This is a genomic window from uncultured Acetatifactor sp. (assembly GCF_948601915.1).
Classification (GTDB): Bacteria; Bacillota; Clostridia; order Lachnospirales; family Lachnospiraceae; genus Acetatifactor.
Genome location: NZ_CAPDXS010000090.1, coordinates 1 through 11,888, shown reverse-complemented (window position 1 = coordinate 11,888; position 11,888 = coordinate 1). Strand labels below are relative to the sequence as shown.

Annotated in this window: 10 protein-coding genes and 1 pseudogene (1 of these 11 running past the window's edge); 2 read left to right on the top strand and 9 right to left on the bottom strand. The window is 52.2% G+C overall.

Features of this window, described 5'->3' with window-relative positions; genetic code table 11:
- Positions 1-423: pseudogene (gene rsmG / locus Q2B33_RS24555) on the bottom strand (16S rRNA (guanine(527)-N(7))-methyltransferase RsmG); it reaches 356 nt to the left of the window's first position.
- A gap of 169 nt (positions 424-592) precedes the next feature.
- On the opposite strand from rsmG, the gene Q2B33_RS15365 reads away from it, so the two are divergent.
- Entirely contained in the window at positions 593-2,341 is a 1,749-nt protein-coding gene (locus tag Q2B33_RS15365; protein WP_296469887.1) for a methyl-accepting chemotaxis protein, read from the top strand.
- 60 nt (positions 2,342-2,401) lie between these two features.
- Here the strand turns inward: Q2B33_RS15365 and Q2B33_RS15360 are convergent, their stop codons facing one another.
- The 8 genes from Q2B33_RS15360 to rpmH form a co-directional block, all read right to left on the bottom strand.
- The gene (locus Q2B33_RS15360) at positions 2,402-3,064 is read right to left on the bottom strand and encodes a GTP pyrophosphokinase family protein (RefSeq protein WP_300570991.1); all 663 of its coding nucleotides are present in this window, start codon (positions 3,062-3,064) and stop codon (positions 2,402-2,404) included.
- Positions 3,065-3,173: 109 nt separating this feature from the next.
- Positions 3,174-5,255 (bottom strand): tRNA uridine-5-carboxymethylaminomethyl(34) synthesis enzyme MnmG, encoded by a 2,082-nt coding sequence (gene mnmG / locus Q2B33_RS15355; RefSeq protein ID WP_300570988.1) that lies wholly within the window; start codon positions 5,253-5,255, stop codon positions 3,174-3,176.
- Between the two features lie 85 nt (positions 5,256-5,340).
- Entirely contained in the window at positions 5,341-6,825 is a 1,485-nt protein-coding gene (gene mnmE / locus Q2B33_RS15350; protein ID WP_300570985.1) for a tRNA uridine-5-carboxymethylaminomethyl(34) synthesis GTPase MnmE, read from the bottom strand.
- A gap of 104 nt (positions 6,826-6,929) precedes the next feature.
- Positions 6,930-7,586, bottom strand: a complete 657-nt coding sequence (jag, locus tag Q2B33_RS15345) for an RNA-binding cell elongation regulator Jag/EloR (RefSeq protein ID WP_300570982.1) — start codon at positions 7,584-7,586, stop codon at positions 6,930-6,932.
- A gap of 21 nt (positions 7,587-7,607) precedes the next feature.
- Complete coding sequence (locus Q2B33_RS15340; RefSeq protein ID WP_300570980.1) at positions 7,608-8,987, bottom strand: YidC/Oxa1 family membrane protein insertase; 1,380 nt, start codon at positions 8,985-8,987, stop codon at positions 7,608-7,610.
- 31 nt (positions 8,988-9,018) lie between these two features.
- Positions 9,019-9,228 (bottom strand): membrane protein insertion efficiency factor YidD, encoded by a 210-nt coding sequence (yidD, locus tag Q2B33_RS15335; RefSeq protein ID WP_300570977.1) that lies wholly within the window; start codon positions 9,226-9,228, stop codon positions 9,019-9,021.
- Positions 9,225-9,575: a ribonuclease P protein component gene (gene rnpA, locus Q2B33_RS15330; RefSeq protein WP_300570975.1), complete on the bottom strand. Its 351-nt coding sequence runs from the start codon at positions 9,573-9,575 to the stop codon at positions 9,225-9,227. The genes yidD and rnpA overlap by 4 nt, the downstream gene beginning before the upstream one ends.
- A 57-nt stretch (positions 9,576-9,632) precedes the next feature.
- Complete coding sequence (rpmH, locus tag Q2B33_RS15325; RefSeq protein ID WP_296469914.1) at positions 9,633-9,767, bottom strand: 50S ribosomal protein L34; 135 nt, start codon at positions 9,765-9,767, stop codon at positions 9,633-9,635.
- Between the two features lie 492 nt (positions 9,768-10,259).
- On the opposite strand from rpmH, the gene dnaA reads away from it, so the two are divergent.
- A complete protein-coding gene (gene dnaA / locus Q2B33_RS15320) occupies positions 10,260-11,591 on the top strand; it encodes a chromosomal replication initiator protein DnaA (RefSeq protein WP_300570971.1) in 1,332 nt (443 codons plus the stop codon).
- Positions 11,592-11,888 lie beyond the last annotated feature (297 nt).

Here is an 11,888-nt window from a genome sequence, read left to right as displayed (position 1 = left end):
CCTCCCTCTGCCGGGCGCCGCGTAATCCTCCGCTCTGCCGTGTACTGCCTCCACATCGGTGAGCTTCAGCTCCTCTATGACCGCATTCAGGAACTGAATCCTCTTGTTCAGGGAATCCAAAAGCGTGACCTTCAGGCCGGGGAAGGCAATCTTCAGGGCAAGCCCCGGAAACCCCGCCCCTGTCCCCACATCGATCAGGGTATCCCCCCGCGCCGGACGGCACACCTTCACCAGGGACAGGCTGTCCACGAAATGCTTCTTCAATACCTCCTGATATTCCGTGATGGCCGTCAGGTTCATCCTGCCGTTCCATTCCAGCAGCAGCTCATAATACCGGAGGAACTGCCCCGTCTGCTCCCCGGAAAGAGCGATGCCAAACGCCTCAAGATCTCTCTGAAATATCTCCAAATCATACTGAGCCATCCAATCACCTCGCCAATCCAAACCCCCACTTGTCTTTATCCATCTATTATAGGGGAAGGAAGCAGATTAGGCAATATAGAAAATTTTTCTGTTTACGTAAATAGAGTGGACAGATTGACAATAATCTATTATAATCAACATATAAAATAAATCTATCCAGGAGGGTAACATGAAGAATCTAAAAATCAGGACTAAGCTTTTGGCGACCTTCATGCTGGTCATCATACTGTTCATAGGGACAGTGGCCATTGCCATCTACGGTCTGCAGGCAAACGCTAACAAATACTCTGAATTTTACAATGTAGAGTATAAGGTGACCAACAATATCATGAGCATGCGCCGGGGCCTGCAGATTATCGTGAAGGATCTGGCATTCATAACCATCGAGAGCGATGAATCGAAAAAGGAAAGCTATCAGGATGAGCTTCAGACCGAATTGACGGCGCTGGAGGAAAATGCCTACTGGCTGTTCGAGAATTTCACAGGGGATTCCCAGTTACTGGATTCCTTTTCCGATTCTATACAAAAGGCCATGGAACTGCAGGAGAATGTCATCACCACATCCGAGACGGACAACCTGGAGGCACAGAGGATACTGCTTGAAGAATACCAGCCTCTTGTACAGGAAGCCGTGAACACCCTGATTCAGATCAGCGCTGTGGAAGAAAAGACGGCGGAGGACAATTTCCTCAGCACGGTAGACATGCAGGAGCTCCTTGTAGCGGCACAGATTGGCATGGCTGTGGTAGCTTTGATTATCACCATCCTCCTTTCTACATACCTGACCAGATCCATCACCAAGCCCTTACGTCAACTGGAGACAGCGGCGGATAAGATTGTCAACGGCAATTTCGATATCTCCGTGACCTACGAGTCCAAGGACGAGCTTGGAAGCCTTACCAAGTCCTTTAAGAATATGACCTTCATTCTGGAGACCGTCATCTCCGACGCCTCCAGGCTCTTGAGCGAGATGGCGGACGGCAATTTCGATGTCCGCACCAATGCAGAGGAAAGATATGTGGGCAGTCTGCAGAGTCTGCTTCTGTCCATCCGCAAGCTGAACAAGGACCTGAGCATCACCCTGGGACAGATCAACCAGAGTGCAGATCAGGTGGCATCCGGCTCCGGCCAGGTATCCAACGGCGCACAGGCCCTGGCACAGGGCGCTACCGAGCAGGCCGCTTCCGTGGAAGAGCTTGCCTCCACCATCACCAATATTTCCTATCAGGTCAAGAGCACTGCCGACAATGCCATGGAAGCCAGATCCAAATCCAACACCGCCGGTGGCGAAGCCGAAATCTGCAACAATCAGATGCATGACATGATGGATGCCATGGAAGAGATTGCGCGTTCTTCCAATGAAATCAGCAAGATCATCAAGACCATTGAAGATATCGCCTTCCAGACCAATATCCTGGCTCTGAACGCCGCCGTTGAGGCCGCAAGGGCAGGGGAAGCCGGAAAAGGATTCGCCGTGGTGGCCGAGGAAGTCAGAAGCCTTGCCAGCAAGAGCTCCGTGGCATCCAAGAATACCGCAGAGCTGATTGAGAGCTCCGTCAATGCCGTCACAAGGGGCACAAAGCTTGCCAACTCCACAGCGGAATCCCTGGTACAGGTGGTGAACCATGTCCGCTCCGCCTCCACCAAGGTGGACGAGATTGCAAATGCTGCCGAGGAACAGGCAGGCGCCATCGAACAGGTCACCCTGGGCGTGGATCAGATTTCCAGCGTAGTACAGACCAACTCCGCTACCGCGGAGGAAAGCGCCGCTGCCAGCCAGGAGCTCTCAGAGCAGGCCTCCACGCTGAAGAGCCTTGTGGCCAAATTCAAGCTGCGTGAGGAATATATCAAGATGGATTCCCAGACAGGATATACCGGCTACGGCACACCCTCCTCTAACATAATCGATCTGGATTGAGAAAGAATGACGATAGAAAAGGTCTGGCATCCCTGAATGGGAGCCAGACCTTTTTCTGTTCTATTCCAACGCGCTGATATCCTCATATATCTGCTGCATTTCCACATCCGCCCTGAATATGTCCTGGGCGATATTGGTAAGCCTGCTTCTGGTGGAATCCGAGACCGACGCCGTAGTCTTATAGCGGAGCTGATGCTCCAGGCTGGCCCAGAAATCCATGGCAATGGTCCTCATCTGGATTTCCACCGGAATGATCTGTTTTTCCGAGGAGAGGAAAATCGGAATCGCCACGATCAGATGATAGCTCCTGTACCCGTTCTTCTTCGGATTGGATATGTAGTCCTTTTCCCTGACGATCAGTAAATCGTCCTGTTGCTTCAGCATGTTCGCAATCGCGTAGATATCATTGATATAAGAACAGATGACACGAATGCCTCCGATGTCCGTGATTTCATCCCGCATCACTTCATATTCCAGGGGAAGACCTTTCTGCAGCATCTTGTTGCGGATGCTCTCCGTCTTCTTGAGCCTGTGGTTGATGTGCTGTATGGGATTCCTGGCCTCCTTGAGCTCGAACTCCTGGCTCAGGTTCTCCAGCTTGGTGCAGATTTCCCGCATAGCGCAGGAATAGAGCATGGTCATTTCCTTTATCTGCATAAAAGATACAGGGAAGCCAAGGGGAATGCCGTTGACTTCCATATTTTCATTTTCAATTTCATTCATGGATCAGAACCTCCTTACATGTCCCAATTAAAATCAGTATATCATATATTTCTGATCCATAACCGAATCATAACAATAATTAACATACTTTTAAGGATTTTTAATAATTTCAAGGCAAAGCTTTCCCGTATCTCTCCAGGTAGACCAGCAGAACGGAGATATCCGCAGGGGAAACGCCGGATATCCTGGAAGCCTGCCCAATGGAGGAAGGACGGAACAGCTTCAGGTGCTGCCTGGACTCCAGGCGCAGGGAGGGCACCTGGTCATAATCCATGTCCTGGGGTATCAGCTTCTTCTCCATCTTCCGAAACTGCTCCACCTGACGCTTCTGCCTGAGGATATAGCCCTCATATTTGATTTCTATCTCCACCTGCTCCAGCACGGCGGCGGGCAGGGCCTCTCTCCCCCTGTCGATCTCCCCCAGGACTTCATAGGAAAGCTCAGGACGGCAAAGCAGCTCCGCCAGGCTGGCCGCCGTCTTTAAGGGAGAGCTGCCATGGGCCTCCAGGAAATTCTGAATCTCCCTGTTTGCCCCTACAGAGGTGCCCTTAAGTCTCTCCACCTCCCTGTCTATCAGCCTCTCCTTTTCCAGCAGGGCCTGATATTCCTCCTCAGAGATGAGGCCAGCCTCATAGCCCTTCTTCCGCAGCCGCAGATCCGCGTTGTCCTGGCGCAGGAGCAGCCTGTACTCCGCCCGGGAGGTCATCATCCGGTAGGGTTCCCTGTTGTCCTTGGTCACCAGGTCGTCTATCAGCACGCCGATGTACCCCTCCGACCTGTCTATGGTCAGGGGAGGCTTCCCCAGAATGGACATGGCGGCGTTCACCCCGGCCACCAGCCCCTGGCAGGCCGCCTCCTCGTATCCGCTGCTCCCGTTGAACTGGCCCGCGCTGAACAGGCCCTTCACGGCGCGGAATTCCAGCGTGGCATCCATCTGTCCCGGGTTGATGCAGTCATATTCGATGGCATAGGCATTGCGGACTATTTTGCAGCGCTCCAGCCCGGGAACCGTCCTGTACATGGCAAGCTGCACATCCTCAGGCAGTGAGGAGGACATACCGCCCACGTACATCTCATTGGTATGGAGCCCCTCCGGCTCAATGAAGACCTGATGGCGCTCTTTATCCGAAAATTTTACAACCTTGTCCTCAATGGAAGGGCAGTACCTTGGCCCTGTGCCTTCTATTATGCCCGCATAGATGGGGGATCTGTCCAGATTCCCGCGGATGATTTCATGGGTCTTTTCATTGGTGTAGGTGAGCCAGCAGGAGACCTGTTCCTTCTGTATGCTGTCAGGATCTGTGGAAAAAGAAAAGGGCACTATCCTCTCATCCCCCCGCTGCTCTTCCATTTTGGAAAAATCTATACTGCGCCTGTCCATCCTGGCGGGGGTGCCTGTCTTGAAACGGCGGAGCTCTATGCCCATCTCTTTCAGGGACCGGGTCAGATGGTTGGCAGCCTGGAGGCCGTTGGGGCCTGTGTAGGTGATGGACTCCCCGCAGAGGCATCTGGCGCCCAGGTATGTCCCCGTGCACAGGACTACAGCCTTGCATTCGTAGACCATTCCTGTAAAGGTCCTGACGCCTTTTATTTTTTTCAGATATCTATTGTTATTCCCCTTATCTGTGCTGCCCTTTCTATTCTCACAGAAGCCTTCCTCTTCTTCGATTAAAAAATCATCCCTTGAAGAAGTCTCTTTGGAAGACGTATCCCGCCCCTCTGGATTTCCAGGCTTCCCTCGGGCTCCTTCCGCACTTTTCGAAAGATTGCCTGTCTGCCGGCCTTCTCCTATGTCATCCCACAGAAGCTCACAGACTTCCGCCTGTTTTATGGTGAGATGCTCCTGATTCTCCAGCACTTTCCGCATGGCCCTGGAATACTCCGCCTTGTCCGCCTGTGCCCGCAGGGAATGGACGGCGGGGCCCTTGGACAGGTTCAGCATCTTGGACTGGATGAAGGTCTTGTCTATGACCTTCCCCATCTCGCCGCCCAGGGCATCCAACTCCCTGACCAGATGCCCCTTGGAGGAGCCGCCCACATTGGGATTACAGGGCATCAGGGCGATGCTGTCCACTGACACCGTAAAAATAACTGTCTCCAGTCCAAGCCTTGCGCAGGCCAGCGCTGCCTCACAGCCCGCATGCCCGGCGCCTATTACACATACGTCTACTTGTTCACAAAATTTCATCATACAATCCACTTCCAAATCTTCACTCCAATCCCTCCTCAATCAAAAGGATCCAGCCCTGAAGAAAATAAGGATGTAAGGATGTCTGCTATTTCCCCATACAGAATTTTGAGAAAATCTCATCCACCAGGTCATCGTCCACCTCTTCCCCTATGATCCGTCCAAGCGCCTTATAGGCATTCATCAGATCGATGGAATAGAAATCCTCCGTCATCCCGTCCTCTATGCTCCCCTTCACCAGCATCAGAGCCTCACAGGCCTCCTCCAATGCCTCCTTATGCCGCATGTTCGTGATGACGATCTCATTGCTGCTCCAAATCTCCCCGTGAAAGAACATCTCCCTCACGGCCCGCTCCAGCTCTTCCATCCCCGCCCCCTCCTTTGCGGAAGTACGCAGTATCACAAATCCGTCATCACCAGAAGGACCTGCCGGAAAGCAATCTCCCGAACCATCTCCTGCGGCTCCCGAAAATAAAGCCCGTATCCCCTCTTCCGTGACCACAGCTTCCAAATCGCTCTTATTCAACAGCACTATCGTTCTTTTATCCCCAATAACAGAGACAATCTCCCTGTCATTCTCATCCAGCTCCATCGAAGCGTCCGTAACATATACAATTAAATCTGCCTCCCTTGCGTATCTCAATGCTCTCTCTACGCCTATTTTCTCCACGGTATCCTCCGTATCCCGGATACCCGCCGTATCTACAATATTCAGACGAACATCTCCCAGCCGCAGCGACTCCTCCAGCACATCCCTGGTAGTCCCCGCCACATCCGTGACGATCGCCCTCTCCTCCCCCAGAAGACAATTCAGAAGCGATGACTTCCCCACATTGGGCTTCCCAAGGATCACCGTCCTGATTCCCTCCTTTATCAGCCTTCCATTGTCAGCCGTATCGATCAGCTTCCTCAATTCCCCTATCACGCCGTCCAGCTTCCCGGACAGCCCTTCCCCATACCCGTCCAAGTCGAAATGTTCCGGATCGTCCAAAGCGGACTCGATAAAAGCCGTCTCATACAAAATCTTCCCCCGTAGCTCCCCTACCTTCCCCGAAAGCCTCCCCCGTAGCTGCCCCAGCGAATATCCAAGGGCCCTGTCATTCTGAGCCCCTATCACATCCATCACGGCCTCAGCCCTGGACAGGTCCATCCTACCGTTCAAAAAAGCCCTCTTTGTGAACTCCCCCGGCTCCGCCAGCCTTGCCCCGCACCTCAAGGCGCACTCCAGAATCCTCCTCATCACCAGCACGCCCCCATGGCACTGGATTTCCACCGTATCCTCCCCGGTAAAGCTCCTGGGACCACGCATCACCACAGCCAGAACCTCATCTATCTCGGCACCATCCTCCGGATCAACCACAAATCCATAATACATCCTGCGGCTCTCTCCGTCCCCCAATACCCTACTCCCAGAAGACGACCTGAAAATCCCATCCCCCAACTCCACCGCCCCGCTGCCACTTATCCTGACAATCCCAACCCCCGAATCCGTCATCCCCGTAACAACCGCCGCAATCGTATCCATCCCAACCCCCAACTCCGAGCCCTGCTCGCTCAAACCCCAATTCACCATAGCCCAGCCGCCGCCCCTGGATGCCGTCCCTTCGCCGCAACCACCAAGTAGCCATCCTACAAAAAACCGGATATCCCAACAATATCCGGTTTTCCCAACTAACGCTATTGTCTCCTGTAAGTGACAACCACCCTCCGAAACGGCTCATCCCCCTCACTATGGGTAGCAATATACTTATCATTCTGCAGCGCCGAATGAATGATCCTCCTCTCATAAGGATTCATAGGCTCCAGCGACACCGCCCTTCTGGTCTTCTTCACCTTATAAGCGATATTCTTCGCCAGGTTCTCCAGCGTCTCCTTCCTCCTGGCCCTGTAATCCTCCGTATCCACCTTCACCCTGATGTACTCATCCGATTCCTTATTCACCACCAGGGACACCAGATACTGCAGAGAATCCAGCGTCTGTCCGCGCTTCCCGATCAGGATCCCCATCTCTTCTCCTGCCAGGTCGATATTCATCGTCCCAGACTCCTCTTCATACTGCACGTCCACCGCCACTTCCATGTTCATGGCCCCGAACACATCCCGAAGGAACCCCTTCGCGATCTCGTCCACGGACAGCTTCTCCACCTTCACCGCAGCCTTGATCACCGCAGGCTTGGATCCGATCCCAAGGAACCCGCTGGACCCCTCCTCCACTATCTGATAGTCCAGCTTGTCACTGGTGACGCCGAATTTCCGACAGGCCTCCGTAATCGCCTCACCTACAGTCTTAGCACTTACCTCCACATACTCCTGGCAACTTTTTTCCGTTTCCATTCCTTACTCCTCCAAAACTGTTCAGTTCCTATTGTTCCTCTCGTTGTAATCCTTCACCATGTTCGCCTTCTCCAGCATGCTCCCCGGCTTTGCGCTGCCGGTGCTGACGCTTCCCGTATTCGTGCTCACGGAAGCCTTGTCCGCCATGCTCTTTCCCTTCGGCGGCGTATTATTGCCGGAAGCGGCGTTCCCGCCTGTATTCACAGCCTTTGGCCTGGCCGTCTGCCCATTCCCCTTGCCGCTCTGGATATTACGTGTATTCATGTTCGCATAAGCGTTTATACGCTCCTGGTTCTGCTTGATCTTCTCCATCTTTTTGGCGCTCTTGGCGGAATTCTTCTTGATGACCTCGTCAAAGTCCATCTTGTCGATATGCTTGTTGATGACCACCTGCTGGATGCTGCGCACCACGCTTCCCGCCACCCAGTACAGGCCCATGCCCGCAGGCAGGGTAAAGCAGAACCATGCGGACATCAGAGGCATTATCATGTTCATGGTCTTCATGGAAGCAGCCATGGAATTGGCCTTCTCGTTGTCGCTCTTGGGCTGCTGGGGCATCAGCTTCACGTTGATCCACTGGGTAACTGCCGACAGGACCGGAATCAGCACAGCCCCTATGACGATTCCCCATGCCCCCACGGCCATGCCGCTTCTTATCAGGTCGCTGGGGGAATCCCCCATATGCAGGCCCAGGAAATTGTTGTAGACATCAATCAGGCCCCTGGTGGTGTCATTGCTGAGGATCAGCCTCCCCTGATAGGTAAGCTGGGTCAGGTCGTAATGCTCCGCCACCATAGCCAGATCCGCGGAGGACAGCTTGTTCAGCACGTCTATGATGCCGCTGCCCAGATCCCCGTTGGTCATGGACTGGCCGTACATGGCCACCACCCTGTTGACGGTCTCCGCACCGGAATCCTGCAGGAAGCCGCCGCCGTCCACAGAGATGATTTTGTCAGCCAGCACCTTGAAGGTATTCCCTATCTTCGTCACATAGGCCGGCATGCGGTAGATGACCTGGTACAGCGCGAACAGGATCGGCATCTGAATCAATAGCTGCACGCAGCTTCCCGTAGCGGACACCCCGTACTTGGCATAAATCATCTGGATTTCCTGGTTCTTTGCCATCATGGCATCCTGATCGGACCTTCCCTTATATTTCGCCTCAATGGCCTGCAGCTCCGGGCTCATCTTCGCCTGGAGCTTGGAGAATTTCTGCTGCTTGATGTTCAGGGGCGTCATCAACAGGTTCACCACGATGGTGAACAGGATGATGGCCAGACCGATGTTCGGGAGCCCTATCAGGTCAATGACATAGAATATCCCGTTCATGATCATCCCCAGCACCCACGCCACCTGCCCTATGACAGGGGTGGTGCTCTGTGTCAGTAAAATAAGATTCATTTATCAGTATCCTCTCAGTCAGGCTCGCCGGTCACGGAACAGGGTCGAAGCCTCCCTTTGAAAAGGGATTGCAGCGCAGTATCCTCCAGAGGGCCAAAATGCTCCCCTTCACCGCGCCATGCTTTTCAATGGCCTCCAATCCGTACTGGGAACAGGTAGGGATATAGGGACATTTCGTCCTTTTCATGGGAGACAGGTATTTCTGGTAGAACCGAATACCGGCAATCAAAATTTTTTTCATAGATAACATGATACCTTTATGATACGATGAAGCTTCCCAAGGTGGAGCAGCGCTTCTTCTATTCCAGAGTATCCCACCGGGGCTGCCGCCTTCCTTGCCACGACCACAATGTCCAAACCACTATCGAACACCGCTTCATGCAGTCTGTAACTTTCCCGCACCAGCCTCGTGACCCGATGCCTCACGACGCTGTTGCCCACCTTCTTGCTGACGCTGATTCCAATCCGGTTCCTTCCGGTGCCATTTTCCATGATATACATGACCAGATATTTGTTTGCATACGATTTACCGTACTTGTAAACGGACTGGAACTGCTGATATTTCTTAAGGCTTTCAGAAAATTTCATTGGAATTCCTTCCTATTCTTACTCATCCTCCAAAGAAAAAGGCCACATTTCTGTGACCTAAGCGGACAATCTCGCTCTTCCTTTTGCACGTCTGGCCGCTAACACTTTTCTTCCGCCGCGAGTGCTCATCCTCGCTCTGAAGCCGTGAACCTTTTTGCGTGAACGCTTTTTGGGCTGATATGTCATCTTCATGGAAAGCCACCTCCTTTTGCTCATTCTTCTAAGGTTTTTTAGGAAAATAGCATATTGATTGTATAAAAAAATCCGGACAATGTCAAGGAAAATTCAGTAAAAACCATTATTTTTCCTCATAAAATTTTTTTAGGACAGGTTTTCCACATAGATATCCACATCAGATATACTGAAAAAGGTTATCCACAGACTGTGGATTCGATGTGGACAATTTTCGGGCCTGTGCGAATCCGCTGTGAAATACGCGGTGAAAACGGCTTCCGGATCCAGCAAACACCACGCTTTCCCGTTTTCCGTGAGTTATCCACTTATTCACATTTCTATCCACATTCCTGTCTGTATAACTCAATTATGAACATAATTATACACACCATGTGGATAACTTTATCCATGGGAATGTTCATAACTAGTATTTGAAATCTGCCGGAATCTATATTACAATGGTAAAATCAGGATTCCGAAGGGGATCCGCTCAGAAAGGATATTCAGAAAATGGATGATATCAAAGGCAGCTGGACTGCCATTAAGGAAAAGATCAAAAGGGAATATGAACTCACCGATATTTCCTATAAGACATGGGTGGAGCCGCTGGCTTTCCTGAACATGGCCAACGATGTGGTGAACATCGTCATCCCCGCCAACCAGTCCCATATGTTCGACTACATCTCCTCCAGATACGCTAGCTTCTTCCGCGTGACCATAACGGAGCTGTTCGACCATGACTATGACGTGAAGTTCGTCATGGAGAAGGACGCGAAGGAGGTCCAGGAGAGCAGATCCGCCTATGAGAACGCCCATCTGAACCCCAAGTACAAATTCGATGCCTTCGTGGTGGGCGGCAGCAACAGCTTCGCCCATTCCGCCTCCCTGGCGGCGGCGGAATCCCCGGGGGACACCTATAATCCCCTCTATCTCTACGGCGGGCCCGGCCTGGGCAAGACCCACCTGATGCACTCCATCGGCCATTTCATTCTAGAGCAGAATCCCCAGAAGAAGGTGCTCTACGTGACCAGCGAGGAGTTCACCAACGAGGTCATCGAGTCCATCCGAAGCGGTAACGCGGCCTCCATGACCAAGCTGCGGGAAAAGTACAGGACAGTGGACGTGCTCATGGTGGACGATGTGCAGTTCATCATCGGAAAGGAGAGCACACAGGAGGAGTTCTTCCACACCTTCAATGTGCTCCACGCCGCCAGGAAGCAAATCGTCCTGTCCTCGGACAAGCCGCCCAAGGACATCGACAATCTGGATGAACGCTTCCGCTCCCGTTTCGGCTGGGGCCTGATCGCGGACATCAAGCCCCCGGACTATGAGACCAGGATGGCGATTCTGAAGAAGAATGCCGAATCCTGCAGCCTGAAGATCAATGAGGAGATTATCAAATACATCGCCACCAATATCAAGTCCAACATCCGCGATCTGGAGGGGGCATTCAACAAGATCGTGGCGGCGGGGAAGCTGAACAAGGTGGACGTGACCCTGGATCTGGCGGAGGAGGCCCTGAAGGACATCATCTATCCGGATAAGTCCAAGGTCGTCACGCCATCCCTAATCATCGACATCGTGTCGGAGCATTTCGGGGTGAAGCCGGAGGACATCACCTCCAAGAAGCGCAACTCCGAGTACGTTCTGCCCAGGCAGATCGTGATGTACCTGTGCCGGGAGCTGACGGCCACTCCCTATGCGGATATCGGAAAGCTCCTGTCGAAGAAGGACCACACTACCATCATGCACGGTGTCAAGAAGATCACCGCGGAGATGGAGGTCAATGAGGATATCAAAAATAAGGTGGACATCATCATAAAGAAGATAAATCCTTCTTAGAAGAGAAGAAGATAAATCCTTTTTTAAACAAGAAGGATGCTTCTTAATAAGAATTATCCTCAATGTTAAACACATTGTCATGTGGGCAGACTGTTGATATTTTGGGACGGGTTTGAGAGCGGATTGGAGGGCTGTGGATGACCTGATGGTTTTTCTCAGGTTATTCTGAAAATAATCGCAAGATATCCATTCCCTTTTTCCCTGAAAAATAGTATAATATATGAGGTTATGCACTTATCAACAGCTATTAAGAAGGTTATTACGAATTCCTTTTATCTTTTTATATGTTTTGCGAAC